This window comes from Amycolatopsis pittospori (genome assembly GCF_013870525.1).
In the GTDB taxonomy this organism is placed as follows: domain Bacteria; phylum Actinomycetota; class Actinomycetes; order Mycobacteriales; family Pseudonocardiaceae; genus Amycolatopsis; species Amycolatopsis pittospori.
This window is the reverse complement of sequence record NZ_JACBXD010000014.1, coordinates 1-21,349: the sequence shown is the minus strand read 5'-3', so window position 1 is coordinate 21,349 and position 21,349 is coordinate 1. Positions and strand designations below refer to the sequence as shown.

22 protein-coding genes are annotated in these 21,349 nt (G+C 68.8%); 9 read left to right on the top strand and 13 right to left on the bottom strand.

Annotated features, from left to right (window positions below; translation table 11 throughout):
- Positions 1–17: 17 nt before the first annotated feature.
- Together H5J31_RS10435 and H5J31_RS10430 are read right to left on the bottom strand one after the other, a co-directional pair.
- Positions 18–971 carry an aldo/keto reductase gene (locus tag H5J31_RS10435; RefSeq protein WP_181772299.1) on the bottom strand — a complete coding sequence of 318 codons (954 nt, stop codon included), beginning with the start codon at positions 969–971 and terminating at the stop codon, positions 18–20.
- 36 nt (positions 972–1,007) lie between these two features.
- Positions 1,008–1,343 (bottom strand): hypothetical protein, encoded by a 336-nt coding sequence (locus H5J31_RS10430; RefSeq protein ID WP_181772298.1) that lies wholly within the window; start codon positions 1,341–1,343, stop codon positions 1,008–1,010.
- A 192-nt stretch (positions 1,344–1,535) separates the two neighbouring features.
- Between H5J31_RS10430 and H5J31_RS10425 the strand changes: the two genes are divergently transcribed.
- Entirely contained in the window at positions 1,536–2,465 is a 930-nt protein-coding gene (locus tag H5J31_RS10425) for a DMT family transporter (RefSeq protein WP_181772297.1), read from the top strand.
- Positions 2,466–2,526: 61 nt separating this feature from the next.
- Here the strand turns inward: H5J31_RS10425 and arc are convergent, their stop codons facing one another.
- Positions 2,527–4,329, bottom strand: coding sequence for a proteasome ATPase (gene arc / locus H5J31_RS10420; protein ID WP_181772296.1), 1,803 nt, complete (start codon positions 4,327–4,329; stop codon positions 2,527–2,529).
- Positions 4,330–4,691: 362 nt separating this feature from the next.
- Between arc and H5J31_RS10415 the strand changes: the two genes are divergently transcribed.
- Together H5J31_RS10415 and H5J31_RS10410 are read left to right on the top strand one after the other, a co-directional pair.
- Positions 4,692–5,525 (top strand): hypothetical protein, encoded by an 834-nt coding sequence (locus H5J31_RS10415; protein ID WP_181772295.1) that lies wholly within the window; start codon positions 4,692–4,694, stop codon positions 5,523–5,525.
- A 10-nt stretch (positions 5,526–5,535) separates the two neighbouring features.
- On the top strand, positions 5,536–5,985 hold the full coding sequence (locus H5J31_RS10410) for a hypothetical protein (RefSeq protein WP_181772294.1): 450 nt from the start codon (positions 5,536–5,538) through the stop codon (positions 5,983–5,985).
- 27 nt (positions 5,986–6,012) lie between these two features.
- Here the strand turns inward: H5J31_RS10410 and H5J31_RS10405 are convergent, their stop codons facing one another.
- Both H5J31_RS10405 and H5J31_RS10400 read right to left on the bottom strand, forming a co-directional pair.
- On the bottom strand, positions 6,013–6,837 hold the full coding sequence (locus H5J31_RS10405; protein ID WP_181772293.1) for a tRNA (adenine-N1)-methyltransferase: 825 nt from the start codon (positions 6,835–6,837) through the stop codon (positions 6,013–6,015).
- A 58-nt stretch (positions 6,838–6,895) separates the two neighbouring features.
- A complete protein-coding gene (locus H5J31_RS10400) occupies positions 6,896–8,047 on the bottom strand; it encodes a M50 family metallopeptidase (RefSeq protein WP_181772292.1) in 1,152 nt (383 codons plus the stop codon).
- Positions 8,048–8,175: 128 nt separating this feature from the next.
- Between H5J31_RS10400 and H5J31_RS10395 the strand changes: the two genes are divergently transcribed.
- The 3 genes from H5J31_RS10395 to H5J31_RS10385 all read left to right on the top strand — a co-directional run bounded on the left by H5J31_RS10395 (position 8,176) and on the right by H5J31_RS10385 (position 10,868).
- Complete coding sequence (locus H5J31_RS10395; protein ID WP_181772291.1) at positions 8,176–9,069, top strand: RecB family exonuclease; 894 nt, start codon at positions 8,176–8,178, stop codon at positions 9,067–9,069.
- A gap of 10 nt (positions 9,070–9,079) precedes the next feature.
- Positions 9,080–9,865 carry a thioesterase family protein gene (locus tag H5J31_RS10390; protein ID WP_181772290.1) on the top strand — a complete coding sequence of 262 codons (786 nt, stop codon included), beginning with the start codon at positions 9,080–9,082 and terminating at the stop codon, positions 9,863–9,865.
- A gap of 67 nt (positions 9,866–9,932) precedes the next feature.
- Positions 9,933–10,868, top strand: a complete 936-nt coding sequence (locus H5J31_RS10385; RefSeq protein ID WP_181772289.1) for a ParA family protein — start codon at positions 9,933–9,935, stop codon at positions 10,866–10,868.
- Positions 10,869–11,139: 271 nt separating this feature from the next.
- Here the strand turns inward: H5J31_RS10385 and hisG are convergent, their stop codons facing one another.
- The 5 genes from hisG to H5J31_RS10360 all read right to left on the bottom strand — a co-directional run bounded on the left by hisG (position 11,140) and on the right by H5J31_RS10360 (position 15,061).
- A complete protein-coding gene (hisG, locus tag H5J31_RS10380) occupies positions 11,140–11,985 on the bottom strand; it encodes an ATP phosphoribosyltransferase (RefSeq protein ID WP_181772288.1) in 846 nt (281 codons plus the stop codon).
- A 32-nt stretch (positions 11,986–12,017) separates the two neighbouring features.
- On the bottom strand, positions 12,018–12,281 hold the full coding sequence (locus H5J31_RS10375; protein ID WP_181772287.1) for a phosphoribosyl-ATP diphosphatase: 264 nt from the start codon (positions 12,279–12,281) through the stop codon (positions 12,018–12,020).
- A gap of 72 nt (positions 12,282–12,353) precedes the next feature.
- Entirely contained in the window at positions 12,354–12,845 is a 492-nt protein-coding gene (locus H5J31_RS10370; protein ID WP_181772286.1) for a methylated-DNA--[protein]-cysteine S-methyltransferase, read from the bottom strand.
- A 16-nt stretch (positions 12,846–12,861) separates the two neighbouring features.
- Complete coding sequence (locus H5J31_RS10365) at positions 12,862–14,325, bottom strand: AlkA N-terminal domain-containing protein (RefSeq protein WP_181772285.1); 1,464 nt, start codon at positions 14,323–14,325, stop codon at positions 12,862–12,864.
- A gap of 55 nt (positions 14,326–14,380) precedes the next feature.
- Entirely contained in the window at positions 14,381–15,061 is a 681-nt protein-coding gene (locus tag H5J31_RS10360) for an HAD family hydrolase (protein ID WP_181772284.1), read from the bottom strand.
- Positions 15,062–15,229: 168 nt separating this feature from the next.
- Between H5J31_RS10360 and H5J31_RS10355 the strand changes: the two genes are divergently transcribed.
- On the top strand, positions 15,230–16,129 hold the full coding sequence (locus tag H5J31_RS10355; protein ID WP_181772283.1) for a PAC2 family protein: 900 nt from the start codon (positions 15,230–15,232) through the stop codon (positions 16,127–16,129).
- Between the two features lie 134 nt (positions 16,130–16,263).
- On the opposite strand, the gene H5J31_RS10350 is transcribed toward H5J31_RS10355, so the two are convergent.
- The 3 genes from H5J31_RS10350 to H5J31_RS10340 are packed head-to-tail and all read right to left on the bottom strand — an operon-like array spanning position 16,264 to position 18,917.
- Entirely contained in the window at positions 16,264–17,088 is an 825-nt protein-coding gene (locus tag H5J31_RS10350; protein ID WP_181772282.1) for a metallophosphoesterase family protein, read from the bottom strand.
- A gap of 15 nt (positions 17,089–17,103) precedes the next feature.
- Positions 17,104–18,342 carry an MFS transporter gene (locus H5J31_RS10345; RefSeq protein WP_181772281.1) on the bottom strand — a complete coding sequence of 413 codons (1,239 nt, stop codon included), beginning with the start codon at positions 18,340–18,342 and terminating at the stop codon, positions 17,104–17,106.
- Positions 18,339–18,917 (bottom strand): ArsR/SmtB family transcription factor, encoded by a 579-nt coding sequence (locus tag H5J31_RS10340; RefSeq protein ID WP_181772280.1) that lies wholly within the window; start codon positions 18,915–18,917, stop codon positions 18,339–18,341. The genes H5J31_RS10345 and H5J31_RS10340 overlap by 4 nt, the downstream gene beginning before the upstream one ends.
- Positions 18,918–19,068: 151 nt before the next feature.
- Here H5J31_RS10340 and H5J31_RS10335 point away from each other — a divergent pair, with 151 nt between their 5' ends.
- Together H5J31_RS10335 and H5J31_RS10330 are read left to right on the top strand one after the other, a co-directional pair.
- Positions 19,069–19,527: a MarR family winged helix-turn-helix transcriptional regulator gene (locus H5J31_RS10335; RefSeq protein WP_181772279.1), complete on the top strand. Its 459-nt coding sequence runs from the start codon at positions 19,069–19,071 to the stop codon at positions 19,525–19,527.
- Positions 19,528–19,677: 150 nt separating this feature from the next.
- Positions 19,678–21,291 (top strand): ABC-F family ATP-binding cassette domain-containing protein, encoded by a 1,614-nt coding sequence (locus H5J31_RS10330; RefSeq protein ID WP_181772278.1) that lies wholly within the window; start codon positions 19,678–19,680, stop codon positions 21,289–21,291.
- Positions 21,292–21,349 lie beyond the last annotated feature (58 nt).

Genomic DNA, 21,349 nt, shown 5'->3' with positions numbered 1-21,349 from the left:
GAGACTAGACCAGCCCGTCAGGTCCAGCCGAGGCAGGACCTGTGCCGCCAGTAGGCGACCGGTTCTTCGGCGAGCGCGGACAGCTCTTCCAGCTCGTCGCCGGTCAGGTTCGCCTTGACGGCAAGGAGATTCTCCGCCAGCTGACCGGTGCTCGACGGGCCGATGACCGCGACCGGCCGCCACTCCCGCGCCAGCACAGCCGCGATCGCGACCGCGTCCGGGCCGACCTCGTGCTCCCGCGCGATGCGCGCCAACGACGGCGGCGGCTCGACGACCAGCCTGCCGTTCGCGACCGTTTCCTTGACCAGCACGCGTTTCCCGGCCGCGTGCGCCTCCGCGAGCGCGGGACCGACCGAAGGTTCGAGCAGGTTCCACGTCGATTGCACGGCGCTGAAGACCGGCACTCCGGACACTTCCAGCTCGAACGCGCGACGAACCGCGTCGGCCTGCTCGGGACCGGAGGTCGAGAATCCGATCGGGACACCTTCGGCCGCGAGCTCGGCCAGCGCGCCGATGAGCCGCTCGTCGGTGAACAAAGGACTGTCCACAGTGAGCGAGTGGACCTGGTAGAGCGACACCGCTTTCCCCAGCAGGCCAACGGTTTCCACCCACTGCTCGGCGAGCCGCGGCGCGGTGTGCTCCTTGACCTCGTGCACCTCGGCGTCGAGCCGCCACTCCCCGACGTAGCGGTAACCCCATTTGCTGGACACCGTCACGTCCTGATGGGCGCGGTCGGCGAGCCAGCCGGCCAGGAACTCCTCGGAAGAACCATACGAACGGGCGACATCGATCCAGCGGACGCCGGCACGGTACGCGTCGTCCAGCACGTCGTAGGTCGCCGCGCGCATCGCCTCGAACTCGCGTCCGGGAGGAAGCGCGTCGGCGCGGCCGAGGTTGATGTACGCGGGCCTGCCGAGCGCCGCCAGGCCTACGGCGATCCTTTCGTCCGTGCGGATTTCCGAGTCCGTCACCAGCGTTTCCCCTCTCCCGCCCAGCGGTATAGGTCGTTATACATTCTTGTGACGGAGGATCGCGAGCCACTGGCTCGAGTTCTGCGCCTGCCGGTGGAGCTTTTCGAGGCGGGCCGCCGGGGCCCGAACGTATCCCTTCCCGAACACCGGCGCGATCTGGCGGAGGCTCGCGCCCTCTTCCCTGGCGGCGAGCAGTGCCCAGTCGGACGCGTCGGCGCAGGCCGCGGAGGCGCGCCGCAACTCCCCCAGCAACTCGATGAGCTCGGGGGCGCTCACCTCCCCCGCCTGGACGGCGGCGGCCGTCGTTTCCAGCCACGCCAGGACATCGGCTTCGGTGATCGGCGCGCGCGGGCGCCCGGAGGATTCGCTCACAGCTCCGCAGTATAGGGCGTTATACGGACGCCGGGCGCGATCTCTCACCGGCGTTTCGCGGCCGGGTGGCACACGACCTTGCCTCCACGGCGCGCAGGAGTCTTCGGACACAACGTCCGAAAACCGCTGGAGTACACAGTGGAATCCCGTTTGACTGTGCTCGGGAGCGTGCGGGACTCGAGAGAAGGACAAGTGGGACGTTTTGGAATCGCCATCCGGTTCGCGGCACTCGCGATCGTCTGGGGTGCGAGTTTTCTGTTCATCAAGATCGGCCTGACCGGGCTTTCGCCGGCACAGGTCGCGCTCGCCCGGGTCGTCCTCGGCGCGGTGGCGCTGATCCTCATCGCCGCCTGGCGCCGCAAGCCACTCCCCCGGGACCCGGCGATCTGGGGCCATCTCGCCGTCGTCTCGGTGCTTTTGTGCGTCATCCCGTTCCTGCTGTTCTCGTGGGCCGAGCAGTACATCTCCTCCGGACTCGCCAGCATCTTCAACGCGACGACGCCCCTGATCACCATGCTCATCGCGGCCGCGGCCCTGCCGACGGAACGCTTCACGAAGGCGCGCACGACCGGGCTGGCCCTCGGTTTCCTCGGCGTCCTCACCATCGTCGGGGTCTGGCAAGGGATCGACGTCTCCCACGAGCTGACCGCGCAGCTGGCGTGCCTGGGCGCGACGACCTGTTATGGGATCTCGTTCGTCTACGTCCGGCGGTTCATCTCCTGGCGGAACCTCGACGCGCCGACCATCGCGCTCGGGCAGGTCTGCTGCGGAGCCGTGGTGATGCTGCTGCTCGCGCCGTTCATCGCGACGACCCCGGTGCGCCTGGACACGCCGATCGTGCTGAGCATGATCGCGCTCGGCGCCCTGGGCACGGGTCTCGCCTATGCCTGGAACGCGGCGATCATCTCCGCGTGGGGCGCTTCGAACGCGTCCGCAGTGACCTACCTCACACCCGTCGTCGGCGTCCTGCTCGGCGTGCTGGTCCTCGACGAACCCCTGGCGTGGAACCAGCCCGTCGGCGCACTGCTCGTCGTACTCGGGATCCTGGCCGCACACGGCCGTCTGAGCCCGCACAAGAAGCCCGAGCCGGTTCAGGAGCTGAAGGACACCGTTCCTTCCTGAGACACGACGAAGGGGCCCTTCACCGCATGGCATGTGGTGAAGGGCCCCTTCGGCTCTCGTCTTACAGGTACTGACCGGTGTTCGTGGCGGTGTCTATCGCCCGCCCCGAATCCTGGTTCTTGCCGGTGACGAGCGTGCGGATGTAGACGATCCGCTCACCCTTCTTGCCGGAGATCCGGGCCCAGTCGTCCGGGTTGGTGGTGTTGGGCAGGTCCTCGTTCTCCGCGAACTCGTCGACGATCGCGTCCAGCAGATGCTGCACGCGCAGGCCGGGCTGCTTGGTCTCCAGCACCGACTTGATCGCCGACTTCTTCGCCCGGTCCACGATGTTCTGGATCATCGCGCCCGAGTTGAAGTCACGGAAGTACAGGACTTCCTTGTCACCGTTGGCGTAGGTGACCTCGAGGAACCGGTTCTCGTCCGTCTCCTCGTACATCCGCTCGACCGTGTGCTGGATCATCGCGTCGAACGTCGCCCGCCGGTCCCCGCCGAACTCGGCGAGGTCGTCCGCGTGGATCGGCAGACCGTCGGACAGGTACTTGGAGAAGATGTCCTTCGCGCCTTCGGCGTCCGGACGCTCGATCTTGATCTTGACGTCGAGCCGGCCCGGCCGCAGGATCGCCGGGTCGATCATGTCTTCACGGTTGGAGGCGCCGATGACGATGACGTTCTCCAGGCCCTCGACACCGTCGATCTCCGAGAGCAGCTGCGGGACGATCGTGGTCTCCACGTCGGAGGACACGCCCGAACCACGGGTGCGGAAGATCGAGTCCATCTCGTCGAAGAACACGATCACCGGGGTGCCTTCGGAGGCCTTTTCCCGAGCCCGCTGGAAGATCAGGCGGATATGCCGCTCGGTCTCCCCGACGAACTTGTTCAACAGCTCCGGACCCTTGATGTTCAGGAAGTAGGACTTCCCGTCCGCCTTGTCGCCGCGGGCTTCCGCGACCTTCTTGGCGAGCGAGTTGGCCACCGCCTTGGCGATGAGGGTCTTACCGCAGCCAGGAGGCCCGTAGAGCAGCACGCCCTTGGGCGGGCGCAGCTGGTACTCCTGGTAGAGATCCGCGTGCAGGAACGGAAGCTCGACGGCGTCGCGGATCTGCTCGATCTGCCGGGTGAGGCCACCGATGTCCTCGTACTGGACGTCGGGCACCTCCTCCAGCACGAGATCCTCGACCTCCGCCTTCGGCACGCGCTCGTAGGCGTAGCCGGCCTTCGAGTCCACCAGCAGGGAATCGCCCGGCTTGAGGGGCTGTTCGGCCAGCGGATCGGAGAGCAGGACGACCCGCTCCTCGTCCGCGTGCCCGACCACGAGCGCACGGGGGCTGCCGCCCTCGACGTCCGGGGCCAGCACCTCGCGCAGTGCGCAGACCTCGCCGATCTTCTCGAAGTCGCCGCCTTCGACGACGGTGAGCGCCTCGTTGAGCCGCAGCGCTTGTCCACGCTGCAACGACGAGACCTCGACCGCGGGTGAGACCGAAACCCGCATTTTGCGGCCCGCGGTGAACACGTCCACCGTGTTGTCCTCGTAAGCGGTCACGAACACGCCGTAACCGCTCGGAGGCTGGGCCAGCCTGTCGACCTCCTCTCGCAACGCCAACAACTGGCCACGCGCCTCGCGGAGCGTCTCGACCAGCTTCGTGTTGCGTTCGGTGAGTTGGCTCACTCGTTCCGACGCCTCGGCGAGTCGCTGCTCCAGCACTCGGTTCTGGCGTGGCGAATCGGTGAGCTTCCGGCGCAGCAGGGCGACTTCCTCCTCGAGGAAGCGAACTTGGCGTGCCTGCTCGTCGGATGTGATTCCAGCTCCGGTCGTTTCTGAAGGGTCGGCCTCCTCGCGCCGACCTCCGGGAAGGTCATGATGCATCGGGCACCTCCTCGGAGTGCTTTTCATTCCACGGTACCGGCGATCACCGACAAGAAAAGGCCTTTCCGCATCACAAGATCGGCGCGTCGCGTTCCGGATGGCCTGACAGCACGTACGTTCCGGCCGCGCAAGGGGCCATCCCGGTGCCGGGTCCGGCACTCCCTCGGTCACATTCCGTCCACCTGCCCTGACCTGCGGCGGGATACCCGGGCCTCATCTGGTGCAAACGGGTTCCCGGTATCAGTTCGGCCCTAATCGAGCGGCGATCCGGCTCGATGGCTAGCATCGGGCCGACGTTCGCCGGGCAGGCGGACCGGCACTCAGATTCAGCATTTCCGCAGAACAGCTAGGGGGCACCAGTCATGACTTACCCGCCGCAGCAGCCCGGCGGCTACGGGCAAGACCCGTACGGCCAGCAGGGCGGGTACCCGCAGAGCGGCCCCCAGCCGCAGCAGGGCTACCCCGGTGGCGGCCAGTACGGCCAGCAGCCCGGTCAGTACGGACAGGATCCGTACGGCCAGCAGGGCGGATATCCGCAGAGCGGCCCCCAGCCCCAGCAGGGATATCCCGGCGCGACGCAGCAGTTCGGGCAGCCGGATCCGTACGGGCAGCAGCAGGGCGGCTACAACGCCTACCCGCAGGAAGGCGGCTATGGCGAGCCGCCGAAGAAAAAGAAGACCGGCCTGATCATCGGCATCGCGGTCGGCGCGGTCGTGCTGATCGGTGGCGCCACCGGCCTCATCATCGCGCTGAACTCGGGGGACGACGACCCGGTCGCCGCTCCGCCGGCCAGCTCCAGCAGCGCGGCTCCGACGGGTTCGGCTTCGTCGGCGCCCAAGTCCTCCACGTCTTCGACCAGGAGCAAGTCCAGCTCGCCGAGCACGTCCAGCACCAAGGGCTCCGGCCCGGCCCCCCTGGGCAAGGCGTCGCCGGAAGAGGTCTCGGATGCCGTGTTCAACGCCTACAACGCCCACGATGGCAAGGTCGTCGCCCAGTCGGCCTGCCGCAGTGTGAACACCAAGGACGACATCTCGGTCGCCAAGGACCTCAAGATCGTGAAGGCCGGGGACCTGGCGGTCACCGGGGAGACGGCGAAGCTGCCGATCACGGCCACCACGGGTGGCAAGACCGAAACGGGCTCCCTCAACTTCAAGAAGGAATCCGACCTCTGGTGCTTCATCGGCGCGAAGCGCTGATCAGGGAACGGTGTCCAGCAGGCTGATCGCCATCCTGGCCGGATGCGGCGCGGTCGTGGTGGGTGTCGTGGTGGGGCTGCTGCTGGTGGCCCCCTCCGGCACCGACCCGGCCGCGTCCAGCACCGCGCCGGCGCCGGCGTGGCCGAGTTCCTCCCGGCCGGTGCCGGTGGATCCGGACGTGGCCGCGGTCGAGGTCGTCGGCAAGGCGATCGCCGCCGCCATCGTGAATCACGACGCGACGGCGTTCGGCAAGCTCACCTGCGTCCAGCAGTCGTCGGCCGATCTGGCCGCGCTGAAACGGAAGTGGGAGGCCGCGGGCAAGGTGACCGCGACCGTCCCGGATCCGCCGTCGGTCGGCGGCGATTCGGCCACCGTGACCGTGCACGTGGAGGGAGCGGGCGGGCAGAAGGACACCCCGTTCCCGCTCAAGAAACGTGACGGAAAATGGTGCGTTCCGTAATGTGGGCCCGGGCGTGTCCCGCCCGTTTCATCCCTTTCCGGACCGCCGGTGCACCCGCGGCGAGACCGTTCCGTCGGCCAGACGGCGAGCCGTCAGCAGGAAAGCGGTGTGCGCGACCATCCGGTGATCCGGCCGCACGGCGAGACTCACGACGTGCCAGGGCCGCATGAGCGTTTCGAACGACTCCGGCTCGGTCCAGCACTGCTGATCCCGCAAGGCTTCCGTGATCCGCGAAAGCTGCGTGACCGTCGCGACGTAGACCGTCAGGACGCCGCCGGGCACCAGATGCGCGGCGACGTTCTCGAGCTGGTCCCACGGAGCCAGCATGTCGAGCACCACGCGATCGACCTCGCCGGTGTGCGTCGACAGGTCCGCGACCGTCAGCGACCAGTTGTCCGGCTTCCCGCCGAAGAACTTCTCCACGTTCCGTTCGGCGTGCTCGGCGTGGTCGTCCCGGATCTCGTACGACTGCACGGTGCCTTCCGAGCCGACCGCCCGCAGCAGCGAACAGGTCAGCGCGCCGGAACCGGCGCCCGCCTCGAGCACCCGCGCACCCGGGTAGATGTCGCCCCACATCACGATCTGCGCGGCGTCCTTCGGGTAGATCACCTGAGCGCCACGCGGCATCGAGAGCACGTAGTCCGGCAGCAGCGGGCGCAACGCCAGATAGTGGCTGCCGCCCGCCGAAGTGACGACCGAACCCTCCTGCGCCCCGATCACGTCGTCGTGCGCCAGCGCGCCGCGATGGGTGTGATACTGCTGTCCCTCGGCGAGCACCATGGTGTAGTGCCGCCCCTTGGAGTCGGTCAGCTGAACCCGGTCACCAATACGAAACGGCCCACGGACCGACACTGAACCTCCATACGCACAAAATGATCGACGACCGATCCTCGCAGGTGGCCGTACCGCGCTACGCCGGGGGTCGGCTCCGGGTCATCGCGGCGCGCAGGTCCTCTCGTCGGAGCACTCCGGCGGGCCTGCCTTCGTCGTCCACGACGAGGAACTGCCACGCGGCGGTTTCCCGGACCCGCTCGGCGATCTCCTCGCCCGACTCGGAGGAGAGCAGCACGGTATCGGCGCGAATCGGCTCCGCGGCCATCTCCGCGGGCGCGTGAGGCGATGTACCGGCCAGTTGCGCGGCGGCGGTCTCGTCGAGCAGTCCGGCCGCCACGCCGTCGGCTCGCACCAGGACCACACCGCGGCCGGCCGAAGCGGCGAGCGCGTCCGAGACGGGGCTTTCCGCGGGAAGCTGGAGGACCGGCCGGACGAGTTCGCTCAACTGCACACCTTCGGGCCAGCCTCGACGTGCTTCGGCGGCGAGTTCGCTTCGCGCGCCGAGGATCACGAACCACGCCGTCACGACGCAGACCCCGAGACGCAGCCAGCGATCCTCGCTGCCGGCGGCGAGTCCCCAGACCGCCCAGACGAGCAGTCCCGCCGCGACGACGCCGCCACCGACGACAGCGGCTCGTGTGCCCTTCTCGCGGCGTCCGGTGGCCGCCCAGACCCCGGCACGCACCAAGCGGCCGCCGTCGAGCGGGAGTCCCGGTAGAAGGTTGAAGAGGCCGACGGCGAAGTTCGCGACCGCGCATTCGGCGATGAGCAGCCACGCCGCGCTTTCCGGCGGCACGGCGAACATCAGGAGCCCGCAGAAACCGCCGAGCAGCAACGAGACCACCGGGCCCGCGGCGGCGACCAGACCTTCCTGACGGGGCTGCCGCGGCGTCCTCGCGACCTCGGAGAGTCCACCGAGGAGGAACAGTCGCAACCGCCGGACCGGGATGCCCAGGCGTAGCGCCACCAGGCAGTGCCCGAGTTCGTGCGCCAGCACCGAGAGCCCCAGCAGGATCGCGAACGCGGCCGCCAGCAGCCACGAGGTCAGCATGCTCGCGCCGGGCAGGAACCGTTCGACCAACGGGGTGTAGAGCACGACGATGATCAGCGAGCCGATCCACCACGAAGGGGCCAGCAACACGGGGATCCCGGAGACACGGAACAGCAGGAGTCCACCCTCCGGTGCCACGCCTCGTCGAGGCGGGCCCTGCTCACCCGTGACCGCCATGTGTCAGAGCGTAGATGCCCAGGTGTGGGCTGCCGGTAACCCGCCCATCCCGTCCGAGTGGTGTCGGTCATGCCACTCCGGTGCGTCAGGGTGGAGGAACTGTCGGTACCCGGCGCTACCCTCCCTGCATGCCCGACACCGACACGGTCACCGCCGATCCGCCGCCCGGCGCCGAAACCCCGCGCCGTCGGCCGGCCCTGTCCCCGTCGCGTGCCAGCGACTTCAAGCAGTGCCCGCTGCTCTACCGCTTCCGCGCGGTCGACAGACTGCCCGAGATCCCGACGAAGGCCCAGCTGCGCGGCACACTGGTGCACTCGGTGCTGGAGCGCCTGTTCTCCCTTCCGCAGGCCGATCGCACTCCCCCGCAGGCCAAGGAACTGCTCGCGCCGGCGTGGGAGGAGCTGTCCGCGGAACGTCCGGAGTGGATCGAGCTGTTCGATCAGGACGACCCCGAGGCCGTCACCTCATGGCTCTCCTCCGCGGAGCAACTCGTCGATACCTACTTCGGGCTCGAAGACCCGCGTCGGCTGGAGCCGGAGGCGTGCGAACTGCACGTCGAGATCGAACTGGGCTCCGGAGTCCTGCTGCGGGGCTACGTCGACAGGCTGGACGTCGCGCCGACCGGCGAGATCCGCGTCGTCGACTACAAGACCGGCGCCGCGCCTCGCGAGATCGGCGAGGCCAAGGCGATGTTCCAGATGAAGTTCTACGCCGTGGTGCTGTGGCGGCTGCGCGGCGTGGTGCCGCGCCAGCTGAAACTGATGTACCTCACCGATGGCCAGTCCCTGGCGTACACCCCGGACGAGGCCGAGCTGATCCGGTTCGAGCGCACGCTGGAGGCCATCTGGCAGGCGATCCTCAAGGCGGGCAAGACCGGCGATTTCCGGCCCAATCCGAGCAAACTGTGCGCGTGGTGCGATCACCAGGCGGTCTGCCCGCAGTACGGCGGGACTCCCCCGCCCTATCCCGGCTGGCCCGAACCCGATCCCGGTGAAGAGTCCGTTTTGGACCGAGCGGATTAGGGTGTCCGGTGTGACAGAAGCCTTCTACGTTCCTGCCGGTGAGGGAAGGTTCCTCCCGACCGAGCACACCGCGGGCCCGTGGACCCCGGACGCACAGCACTTCGGGCCGCCCTCGGCGTTGCTGGTCCGCGCGCTCGAAGAGGTCGAAGCGCCGCACGCGAGCCAGCTCGCGCGGGTGACGATCGAGATCCTCGGCCCGGCCCCGCTGAAGGAGCTTTCGGTGCGGGCGTGGGTGGAACGACCGGGCCGGTCGGTCGAATGGCTGGAGGCCGAACTCGCGCACGGCGAGCGCGTCGTCGCGAGGGCGTCCGCATGGCGGATCGCCACCTCGGACACCACGGCGGTGGCGACCGCCGAAGGTCCCGCGCTGCCCTCGCCGGACGGCCTGCCGACGTCGCGCTGGCCGGAAGGCTGGCACGGCGGATACCTGGACGCCGTCGAGTGGCGGCGGGTCAAGGGCGCGCTCGACGAACCCGGTCCCGCGACGGTTTGGGGCCGTCAACGCGTCGCGCTCGTCGATGGTGAGAAGCCGAGCGCGCTGCAGCGGCTGTTCGTCCTGGCGGACTCCGGCAACGGGATCTCGAACTTCCTCGACCCGCGCGAGTGGTGGTTCATCAATTCCGAGCTGACGGTGCACCTGCGCCGCCCGCCACTGGGCGACTGGATCGGCGTCGACGCGGCCACCCTGGTCGGCCCGCACGGCGTCGGCACCGCGACGACCACGCTGCACGACACGTCCGGGCCGATCGCCTCCGGGGCGCAGGCCCTCCTGGTGCGGCCGCGACAGGCGGGCTGATAGACGCGCATTCTCGGCGTGTTTCCAATAGCCTTCCCGGAACAACAGACGCAGGGAGCGCTTCGGCATGCAGATCACCTCGGTGGTCAACCAGAAAGGCGGGGTCGGCAAGACCTCACTCAGCGTGGGCGCGGCGGCCGCATTGGCCGAACGCGGCCGCCGGGTGCTGCTGATCGACCTCGACCCACAGGGCCACGCGACCACCGAACTCCTCGGCCTGGACGAGGTCGCCCCGGATATGCCCAGCCTGGCGAAAGCCCTGACCAAGGTATGGAAGGGCCCGATCGAGGAACTCGCCGTACGGCATCCGCGCAGCAACCTCGGGCGCGGCGGCGCGTTCGACGTGATCCCCACGTCCCCAGGCATGTTCGACCTGATCCGGCGGCTCGACCAGTTCCGCGTACCGGGCTGGCAGCTGGCCAGGGTCATCCAGTTCGCGAACTACGACCACATCATCATCGACTGCCCGCCCGCGCTCGACGTGCTGACCAACAACGCGCTGGCCGCGTCGCACGGGATTCTCGTGCCGGTGCAGCCGGACCGGACCAGCATCCGGGCGCTGCGCCTGCTTTCGGACCAGGTGCGTTACGTCGAACAGACCGTCGGCCGTCCCCCGATCGCCTACTACGGGATCGTGCCGGGGCTGTACCGCCGCCCGATCTCGCATTACGCGGCTGCGGCTTTGCAGGAGTTGTACACGTTCGGCATCCCGATGCTCTCGCACGTCCCGCTCGGTGTGGTCATGAACGAGGCCGCCGCGCACGGCGTCCCGGTGACGACCTACGCGCCGGAAACGCTGCAGGCGCTGTCGTTCCGGGAGATCGCGGAGACGCTGGACGGATACCTGCGGAACCATCCGGCGCCGGCGATCGTGCCCGCGGACGAGGACTTCGTCTTCGAAGACTTCATCACCGAGGTCTCGGTGACGCGCAGCGCGAACGACAACGGGGCACGGAAGAAGCTCTACGACCTCATGCCGAAGAAGCCGAACCGGCCTCGGTAGAGCCTTGGGGTCGTGAGTGTTTTGGCTCGTTGGAGCCACCTGGGTCTTCGGTCCCTCCTTACCGGTGCGCAAATGGCGGTTTCGCGTGTCCAGAGGGACGGCACATGTGTCAGGAAAGACGGCATGCGTGATCGGACGGACGGCGCATGGCGGCAACCTGCCGCGCGTGTGCCGTCCGCCCAATCACGTGTGTCGTCCGTCGGATCACGCGTGCCGTCCTGGCAGTCACGCGAAACGGCGATTCGGTCCAGGTGGTCTCACGCGCGACAGGCTAGAGCCGGCAGGCCCGGATGTCCGAAGCAAGAACGGCCTTCGCGCCGGTCTCGGCGAGTTCGTCCATGATCCGGTTGACCTCCTTGCGCGGCACCATCGCCCGCACGGCCACCCAGTCGTCGTCCGCGAGCGGCGCGACGGTCGGCGATTCGAGGCCCGGTGTGATCGCGATGGCCGCTTCCATGAGCGAACGCGGGCAGTCGTAGTCCAGCATCATGTAGTGCTGGGCGAAGACGACGCCCTGCAGCCGCGCCTTCAGCTGGTCCTTGGGCCGGGTGTGTTCGGTACCGGCCCGCTGCAGCAGCACCGCTTCCGACACGCAGATCGGGTCACCGAAGGCCACGAGGTTGTGCTGGCGCAGCGAACGTCCGGATTCGACGACGTCGGCGATGGCGTCGGCCACCCCGAGCTGGATCGAGATCTCGACGGCGCCGTCGAGGCGGATGACCTCCGCCTCCACCCCGTGCTGCTTCAGGTTCTCCCTCACGAGCCTCGGGTACGACGTCGCGAGCCGCTTTCCCTGCAGGTCTTCGGCCTTCCAGTCCTTGCCCGCCGGGGCGGCGTACCGGAATGTGGAACCGCCGAAGCCGAGGCCGAGGATCTCCTCGACGGGGGCGCCGGAGTCGAGCGCGAGGTCGCGGCCGGTGATGCCGAGATCCAGCTCGCCGGACCCGACGTAGATCGCGATGTCCTTGGGGCGCAGGAAGAAGAACTCGACCTCGTTGATCGTGTCCAGCACGGTCAGGTCGCGGGCCTCATGTCGCTTGCGGTAGCCGGCCTCTCCGAGCATCTCCGACGCGGCGGCGGCGAGGGCTCCCTTGTTCGGCACGGCGACACGCAGCATTGCTTCTCCTTGGTTCTCCGGACGCGAACGCGTCACAGGTACCGGTACACGTCCTCTGTCGACAGTCCACGGCCGAGCATGAGCACCTGCACCCGGTACAGCAGCTGTGAGATCTCCTCCGCGAGCCTGTCGTCGGATTCGTGCTCGGCGGCGATCCATACCTCGCCCGCCTCTTCGAGCACCTTCTTGCCCTGCGCGTGCGTTCCCGCGTCCAGCGCGGCGACGGTGCCGGAACCGTCGGGGCGCGTCACCGCGCGGTCGGCAAGCTCGGCGAACAGCTCATCGAAGGTCTTCACAGTCTGGAGATCCTTCCATCCGCGCTCGCGTCGCGCTGCCCCGGGCCGGTGTGTTGACACCCGCGTCACACCTCAGAACAGTGTGGCGCCCTCCCGTTCGAAGTCGAGCAGCTGCCGCTTCCGTTCGATACCACCGCCGTAGCCGGTGAGATCGCCGGTCGCGCCGACGACGCGATGACACGGCACGATGATCCCCATCGGATTCTTGCCGTTGGCGAGCCCGACCGCGCGCGACGCGGTGGGCCGTCCGAGCCGGTCGGCGAGCTGACCGTAGGAGACCGTCTCGCCATATGGGATCTCGCAGAGGCCCTTCCAGACCATGCGCTGGAAATCGGTGCCGGCGAAGCTCAGGGGAAGATCGAAGTCCTTGCGTTGACCGGCGAAGTACTCCTTCAGCTGTCGCTCGGTCTCCACGAAGATCGGCGCGCCCGGGTCAGGATGACCGAAGGTCTCCTCGGCCGGACGGTGGCGCTGCTCGACCATGTACAGGCCGCAGAGGCTTTGTTCCTCCGCGACCAGGGTCAGCGGGCCGTACGGGCTGTCGATGACGGTGTGCGTGCGCATGGTGCTCCTCGGAAAATCAGGCGGCGGGCAGCCGGTTGATCGGGTGGTCCCCGGTCGCCCAGAGGTGTTGGACGGCGTAAGCGCGCCATGGGCGCCAGCGTTCGCCGTGTTCGCTGAGTGCGGCCGGGCTCAGCCCGTACTCCTTCGCCGCGACCTTGACGCCGAGATCGGTCGGCAGGAACGCGTCCGGGTCGCCGAGCGAGCGCATCGCGATGCTTTCGACGGTCCAGGGGCCGAAGCCGGGCAACGCGTTCAACCGCTCCCGCGCCCGCTGCCAGTCACTGCCCGCTCCGAGATCCAGGTCGCCCTCGGTCAGTTCGGCGATGAGCCCGAGCAGAGTCCGCTTGCGGCTCTGCGGCATCGCGAGGCTTTCCGGGTCGAGGTCCGCGAGGGCGGCGGCGTCCGGGAAGACGTGGGTAAGGCCGCCGTCGGGGTCGTCGACCGGCTCGCCGTGCGCGAGGACCAGTCTGGCCGCGTGGGTGCGGGCGGCCGCGGTGGAGACCTGCTGCCCGAGCACCGCGCGAACGGCGAACTCGTCGCCGTCGACGGTCCGGGGCACGCGGCGACCGGGCGCGGCGGCCACCATCGGCGCGAGCATCGGGTCCGCGGCCAGGAGATCGTCGACGGCGACCGGGTCGGCGTCGAGATCCAGCAGGCGACGGCAGCGGCTGATCGCGGTCGAGAGATCCCGCAGGTCCGACAGCGTGAGCCGGCAACCGATGAAGCCGTCCTCGGGTTTGAGCGCGACGACGGCGGGGCCGTGTGGAAGCCGCAAGGTGCGCCGATAGGCGCCGTCACGCCATTCCTCGACGCCGGGGACGCCGGTCGCGACGAGATGCCCGAACAGGTTGTCCGGGAACAGCGGCTTGCGGTACGGCAGGCGCAGCGACAACGTCCCGGGAGCGACGGCCGGCGCGGTACGGACTCGTGCGCGCAGTTCCGTCGGAGACAGCGCGAAGACCTCGCGGACGGTGTCGTTGAAGGTCCGGACGCTGCCGAATCCGGAGGCCAGCGCCACGTCGATCATCGACAGGCTCGTCGTCTCGATCAGCAGGCGCGCCGTCTGCGCGCGCTGCGCCCTGGCGAGGCTCAGCGGACCCGCGCCGAGTTCGGCACGTACATGCCGCTCCACCTGCCGGACGCTGTAACCGAGGCGCGCCGCGAGGCCGCTCACGCCGTCGGTGTCGACGACGCCGTCGGCGATCAGCCGCATCGCCCTGGCCACCAGGTCCGCGCGCTCGTTCCACTGCGGCGATCCGGGGCTGGCGTCCGGACGGCACCGTTTGCAGGCGCGGAAACCGGCCTCCTGGGCGGCCGCCGCGCTCGGATAGAACGTCATGTTCTCCGGTTTGGGGGGAACGACCGGACAGCTGGCCCGGCAATAGATCCGTGTCGTCACGACGGCGGTGAAGAACCAGCCGTCGAAACGGTCGTCCTTCGCCTGTACCGCCCGTACGCAGCGCTCGAAATCCTCATGCACCCAGCAAGCATCACCGAGTGCGAGCGCGGGGTCTAGCGGAAATGCGACATGGACGTCAGCCCAGGAGCGCGGTGAGCCCTGGCACGTCGAGCCCGACCAGCGACGAGCGGAAAACCCGCCGCTCCCCCGGCTGGACCTCGACGTCGTTGGGGATCACCAGCACCGTGCAGCCGGCGGCGGCCGCCGAAGCCGCACCCGGCGGGGAATCCTCGATCGCCACGCACCGGGAAGCCTGGACTCCCAGCAACTCCGTCGCCAGCTGATACGGCTTGGCGTCCGGCTTGTTCAGACCATCGACCTCGTCGCCGCAGACGGTGGCGGCGAAGTACTCACGTCCGATGGTGTTCAGCGCCAGTTCCGTCAGCGACCGCTCGGTCGAGGTGACCAGGGCCATCGGCACGCCCTCGGACCGCAGCAGCTCCAGCAGTTCCTGGGCGCCGGGGCGCCACGGGATGACGCCGTCGAAGAGGTTGGCCGTGCGCTTGCGGATCCATTCGCCCATCTCCGCGACCGATTCGGGAGTGACGGGCTTTTCGCACACTTCGAGGAGGAACGCGGCCGTGTCGTCCATATTGGACCCGACGAGGCTCAGGCGCTGCTCCTCGGTCAGCGTGCCGCCCAAGGTCTCGACGGCCTCGTAGAGGGCGACGTCCCACAGCTTCTCCGAGTCGACCAGCGTGCCGTCCATATCCCACAGCACGGCGGCGAGTCCGTCCAGTGTGGACGGTGCGCTCACGGCTCCCCCTTCACGGTCCGGTGGCGAAGTACAGGTTCACGGTAGCCGAGTTCGGCGGCGTCCGGACGGGTGAAGCCGAGGGGCTCGTCACAGCCCGCCAGCCGTCGGTGACGGAAGACGATCGGACATGCCCGACGGCGAAGGGCCGCCTGGTCGTAGGCTGGTCCGGTGAGTGAGCCCGTCGACGAGACCCAGCAGCCCGGCCGCGACCGCCCGGATGACACCAAACCGCTGATGGTGGTGGCCTTCGAAGGCTGGAACGACGCAGGTGACGCGGCCAGCCGGGCCGTCGAGCACCTGCAGCTGAACTGGGATGCGACACCGCTGGCCGAGCTGAGCCCGGACGAGTATTACGACTTTCAGGTGAGCAGACCGACCGTACGCATGGTCGACGGCGTCACCCGAAGGGTCGACTGGCCGACCACGCGCCTGTCGGTGTGCCGCCCAGAGGGACTCAACCGCGACGTCGTCCTCGTCCAGGGCCCCGAGCCGAACATGCGCTGGCGCGCCTTCTGCGCCGAACTGCTGGAGCACATCCAGCAACTCGACGTCGCCACCGTCGTCACCCTCGGCGCCCTGCTGGCCGACACCGCGCACACGCGGCCCGTCCCGGTCACCGGAACGGCGTACGACAAGGACACCGCCTCGCAGTTCGGCCTCGAACTGAACAACTACCAGGGGCCGACCGGGATAGTGGGCGTGCTGCAGGACTACTGCGTGCAGGCCGGTGTGCCCGCGGTGTCGATCTGGGCGGCCGTGCCGCACTACGTCTCGCACCCGCCGTCGCCCAAGGCCACCCTCGCGCTGCTGCACAAACTCGAAGACGTCCTCGACGTCGAGATCCCGCTGGGCGCGCTGCCCGAACAGTCGGAAGAGTGGCAGCGGACGGTCACCGAGATGGCCGAAGAGGACGAAGAGATCAGCGAGTACGTCCGCGGACTCGAAGAGCGCGGCGACGCGGAAACCGAGTTCACGCTGGACGACGTGAGCGGGGACAAGATCGCGGCCGAGTTCGAGCGGTACCTGCGGCGGCGGCGTCCTGGGCAGGACGGACCCGGACGAGGCTGACCCTCCGGTCGCCACCTGCTCCGGTTGCGCGTGCAATGAACGGGTCATTCCTTGCAAATTTTGCAAGGAATGACCCGTTCATTGCGTCGGGACCGCTCCGTCCGACACCCGGCGTAGAGGTGGTGAAGCGGGCGTCAGAAGATGCGCCGCAGCGGAATCGGGCCCCGCGCCCGCTTCCGCCACTCACGCGGATAGCCGAGCGAGACCTCCTCGAACCGCACCCCGTCGGCCTCCGTCGAACGCGGGATGTGCAGGTGCCCGTAGACGGCGACCTCCGTCCGGAACCGCAGGTGCCAGTCCTCGGTCTCCGTGGTCCCGCACCACAGCGCGAACTCCGGGTAGTACAGCGGCGCGGTCGGGTGGCGGTGCAGCGGCCAGTGCGACATCAGGATGGTCCCGTGGTCTTCGGGGATCGCCTCCAGGCGCTCGGTGCTGATCTTCACGCGATCGGCGCACCAGGCCTGCCTGCTGGGGTACGGGTCGGGGTGCAGGAAGAACTCGTCCGTGCACAGCACGCCGGCGTCGCGCGCCTGGTCGATCGCCTGCTGCATCGGCAGGCCCTCGGCCGCCGGGGCCCGCCAGCTGTAGTCGTACAGGACGAACAGCGGGGCGATCGTCAGCGGCTTCTCCTGGTGTTCCCACACCGGGTACGGGTCCTCCGGGGTGAGGACGTCGATCTCCCGGCATCGCTCGACCAGGTGCTCGTAGCGTGCTTGGCCCCGCAGCTGGCATTCGTCCTTGTGGGTGGTCCACAGTTCGTGGTTGCCGGGCACCCAGACGACCTTCGCGAAGCGATCGCGCAGTGTCTTGAGCACTTCGATCACGGATTCGGCGCGTTCGGCGACGTCACCGGCCACGAGCAGCCAGTCGTCGGGGGTCCGGGGGACGACCTCGTCGACGATCGGGGCGTTGCCTTCGTGGGTGACGTGGAGGTCGCTGGTGGCGAAGAGATGTGGCACTCCACCACCGTAGCTTCACTCGGACCGGGGAACCGCCGAAACCGCATCACGGCGTAACCGGCCGGACGACAGGACGACGAGCACGATCAGCCCCGAGGCGACGTGCAGACCCGCCTGAAGGTTCAGCAGGACACCGGAACCCAGGACACTCATCAGCGCGCCCACGAGCAGTGCGCCGAGCGCGGTGAACCCGGCCATCCCGGCGAACATCGTGCTGAGCACCCGCCCGGACCGTTCCGGCGACGCCGACGTCTGGACCAGCGAGAGCAACCCGGAACCGCCCAGCACCCCTGGTGCGCCGACGAGGCCGAAGAGCCCGACGTAGACGCCCAGTGACGCGGTCAGCGCGGGAAGGTTCCAGATCAGCGCCGACAGCAGGCCGAGCGCGAGCCCGCCCCAGCCGAGCAGCGCGGCGGGCGCGACCTTGCGGGCGAACGTGGCGACGGCGAATCCCGCAGCCAGGCCACCAAGGGCCTGCACGCCACGCAGAAGGCCGACGTCGCCCTCGCTGCCGCCGAGGATGTCGAGGACGAAGACCACGAACAGCACCAGGAACATCCCCTGTGCCAGCGAGATCAGCACCACGACGACGCCGGCGAGCCGCAGACGTCCATCGCGGCCGATCTCGCGGAGCCCCTCGATCCAGGCCCGGAGCACCGGTTCGTGCGGCCCCGCCTCGGCCGGGGCGGCGACCCGCCGGAACGGGCGCGCCAGCAACGCCGACGCGACGATCAGCACGCCGAGGTACGCCACCACGACCCAGCCCAGCCCGCCGAACCCGAGCAGAAGACCACCCGCCCAGCCGCCGACGAGGCGCGCGACGCTGCCGTTGATGCTCATGAGGCCGTTGGCGCCGGTCAGCTCCTCCGGGTCGATCAGTTCCGGCACGAGCGCGTTGCGGGCGGGCTCGAACAGCGAGGCCAGACCCGCTTGAGCGGCCATGACGGCGTAGACGACGACCACCGGGCCGCCGGACGCGACGAACAACAGCGGCAAGGCCACGAACGCCTGTCCCGCGCACACCACGCACAGCACCAGCCGCCGGTTCCAGCGGTCCGCGATCACCCCGGCGACCGGGCTGAGCAGGACCGCGGGCAGCAGGCCGAGCACGATGCTCAGCGCCGTCGTGGCGGCGGAACCGGTCGCCTGGAAGACGAACACCGGCAGCGCGATCTGCAGCATCCACTCGGCGGTCTCGGAGAAGAACGAGGCGATCCACAGCCGCGCGAAAGCGGGTTCCCTCAACGGTTTCATTCGCTCGGCTTCCCCTCGGCGTCGATGCGCAGGAAGGCGCGCAGCCCCAGATGCACCGGCCTGGCCCCCTCCGGTACGTCCTCGCGGATCGTGCTGACATAGGGCCGGACCAGCGCGTCCATCCCCCGGATCAGCTCCTCCAGCTCCGCCGCGGTCACCCGCAGGGAGTACGTGTTGATCCCGGACGCGTCCTGCCACTCCTTGTCGAGCCCGTCGGCGGCGTCGAGATATCGCTCGACCAGCTCCCGCTCGCGGGCGAGGGTCGTGCCCACCACCGCCAGCTGCGCCCCGTGCAGCTCCGGATCGTCCCCGAATTCGATGCCGACCTGGCAGGCGCGCCAGGGCCGTTCGCGTCCGTCCTCCCCCTCGACCCGCTCCACCAGGCCGTGCTGCGCCAGCTGGCGCAGGTGCCAGCTGCAGTTCGAGGCTGTCGAGCCGACGGCCGTCGCGCATTCGCTCGCGGTCCGCGGGCCCACCGCCATCAGGTGGTCCACCAACGCCGAACGCAGCGGATGCGCCAAAGCCCGCATCAGCTCGACGTCCTCGATCCGCTTACGCGGCGGCAACCCGGCCATCGCCCGATCCAATCTGAAAGAGTTCTTTCGAAAGCGTTCTTTCAGAATTGCAGGCGTCCGCGACCTTGTCAACCGGCCTCGATACCCTTGCCCACGCAGCTGCTACAGAAAGCAGTAACTGCACAAGTCAACTACTGCTTGAGGAACACACGTGCCCGACCAGCGAGAACTCGCCACCGCGGCGGCTTTGGAGATCCCGCGCTTCGTCAGCGCGACCGTCCTCTTCCAGACGGCCATGGCGGAGCGGCTCGGGATCAGCCCCACCGAGCTTCACGGTCTCCAGCTGGTCATCAGCGGCGCCGCCACCTCCCCGACCGAGCTGGCGCGGGCGCTCGGCATGACGACCGGCGCAGCGACACGGATGCTCGACCGCATGGAGGCGCAGCGCCTGGTCGAACGCGTCCCCGACCCGGCCGATCGCCGACGTCTCCGGGTCCACCCACTGCCGGACCGGCTCGGCGAGGTCTCCGACCTCTACTCCCCCATGGCCCGCTTCTTCGGCGACCGCCTCGGCCGGCTCGACCGCCGCCAGCTCGCCGCACTCCTCGGCGTCATGACCGACGGCCGCGCCTTCGCCGAACAAGAGGCCACACGACTGCGCTCGAACTAAAGCGGCTCGAAAGTGGGGGTTGACTAACGCTACACAGGTTGCGTTAGACTGCTCGCATCATGGACAACTGACACCCGCATCCCACCCCGCTCCGAGGCGCGACCAAGCCCGGCGGGGATCCCTCATGGATCCGAAACGCGGTGATGTCGCATGTCTTCTTCTCTTTCCCTGATCGCCAAGGACCTCGTCCGTTCGTACGGTGCCCGTGTCGTACTCGACGGGGTGAACCTGACCGCTTCGGCCGGGCAACGGCTCGGCCTGGTCGGCGAGAACGGCGTCGGGAAGTCCACACTCCTGCGGCTGCTCGCCGGGGTCGAAGAGCCCGACGCCGGCGAGGTGCTCCGCGGCGATGATCTCGGATTCCTCTTGCAGGAATTGCCTTTCCCGCTCACGGCCCGGTTCTCCGACGTCATCGACGACGCGCTCGCCGAAATCCGGCGGGCGTCCGCGAGACTCGACGAACTGACCGCCGCGCTCACGGAACATCCCGACGACGCGACGGTCCTCGACGAGTACGGCACGGTCCTGGAATGGGCCCAGGCACATGACCTCTGGGACGCCGACCGGCGGGCCGAGGTCGTGTGCGCGGGACTCGGACTCGCCGGGATCGACCCGTCGCGGGAACTGGGCACGCTTTCCGGCGGGCAGCGATCGCGGCTCGGCCTGGCCGCACTGCTGGTCCGGCGGCCGGGAACGCTGATCCTGGACGAGCCGACGAATCACCTCGACGACGCCGCGATGGAGTTCCTCGAACACCACCTCGCGTCACTGACCGGTGTCCTCGTGCTGTCGTCGCACGATCGCGTGTTCCTCGACGCGGTGTGCACCGACATCGTCGATCTGGACCCGGCACTCGGCGGGCCGACCCGGTACGGCGGGACGTATTCCGACTACCTGGACCAGAAACGGGCCGAACGGGCGCGCTGGGAGCAGCGCTACGCCGAGGAACAGGACGAGCTGAAGGAACTGCGCGAATCGGTCGCCGTGACCGCGCGCGACGTCGCGCACAACCGCCCTCAGCGCGACAACGCCAAGATGCTCTACGACTTCAAGACCGGGAGGGTGCAGAAACAGATCTCACGCCGGGTCCGCAACGCCCAGCTTCGGCTGGACGAGCTGGAACGCGATCAGGTGCGGAAACCACCGGCGCCGCTGCGGTTCCAGGCCGAACTGACCGGCAAGCCCGGTGAGGACAAGACGGCGATCTCGGTGCGGGACATCGAAGTCCCTGGCCGGCTGCGGCTGGAGACCCTCGACATCACGACGACGTCGAGGCTCCTGATCACCGGCGGGAACGGCGCGGGGAAGTCCACGCTCCTGTCCGTCCTCACCGGTGCGCTGACCCCGGATTCCGGGACCGTCCTTTGCGGACGCGGGGTGCGGATCGGCTTGCTGGCGCAGGACGTCGAGTTCGCCGAGCCGGAGAAGACCGCGCAGCGGACCTACGCCGAAGCGCTCGGCGAAGGTGCTCCGCCGTTGCGTGGCCTTGGCCTGCTGGCACCGCGTGACCTCGGGACGCGGGTGGGCGCCCTGTCGGTCGGACAACGGCGGCGTCTCGCACTGGCACTGCTGATCGCCGATCCGCCGGAGGTCCTGCTGCTGGACGAGCCGACGAACCACATCTCGCTCACGCTGGCCGAGGAGTTGTTCACCGCGCTCGATTCCGCGCCGGGTGCCGTCGTCATCGCTTCGCATGATCGATGGCTGCGACGGGACTGGGCGGGCGACCGCCTCCGGCTGGAAGCCGGCCGCGTCGCGGTATAGGGCGTTATACGAGTGTCGGGAAAGGGTCTTTCAAGACGAAGAACGTCCTGAAAGACCC

Excerpts from the sequence above, each read along its gene's own strand:
- hisG (WP_181772288.1), bottom strand. The coding sequence starts at position 11,985 with ATGCTGCGTGTCGCCGTGCCGAACAAGGGAGCCCTCGCCGCCGCCGCG.
- H5J31_RS10385 (WP_181772289.1), top strand. The coding sequence starts at position 9,933 with ATGCAGATCACCTCGGTGGTCAACCAGAAAGGCGGGGTCGGCAAGACC.
- H5J31_RS10345 (WP_181772281.1), bottom strand. The coding sequence starts at position 18,342 with ATGAAACCGTTGAGGGAACCCGCTTTCGCGCGGCTGTGGATCGCCTCG.
- H5J31_RS10330 (WP_181772278.1), top strand. The coding sequence starts at position 19,678 with ATGTCTTCTTCTCTTTCCCTGATCGCCAAGGACCTCGTCCGTTCGTAC.
- H5J31_RS10395 (WP_181772291.1), top strand. The coding sequence starts at position 8,176 with ATGCCCGACACCGACACGGTCACCGCCGATCCGCCGCCCGGCGCCGAA.
- H5J31_RS10370 (WP_181772286.1), bottom strand. The coding sequence starts at position 12,845 with ATGCGCACGCACACCGTCATCGACAGCCCGTACGGCCCGCTGACCCTG.
- H5J31_RS10415 (WP_181772295.1), top strand. The coding sequence starts at position 4,692 with ATGACTTACCCGCCGCAGCAGCCCGGCGGCTACGGGCAAGACCCGTAC.
- arc (WP_181772296.1), bottom strand. The coding sequence starts at position 4,329 with ATGCATCATGACCTTCCCGGAGGTCGGCGCGAGGAGGCCGACCCTTCA.
- H5J31_RS10340 (WP_181772280.1), bottom strand. The coding sequence starts at position 18,917 with ATGGCCGGGTTGCCGCCGCGTAAGCGGATCGAGGACGTCGAGCTGATG.
- H5J31_RS10400 (WP_181772292.1), bottom strand. The coding sequence starts at position 8,047 with ATGGCGGTCACGGGTGAGCAGGGCCCGCCTCGACGAGGCGTGGCACCG.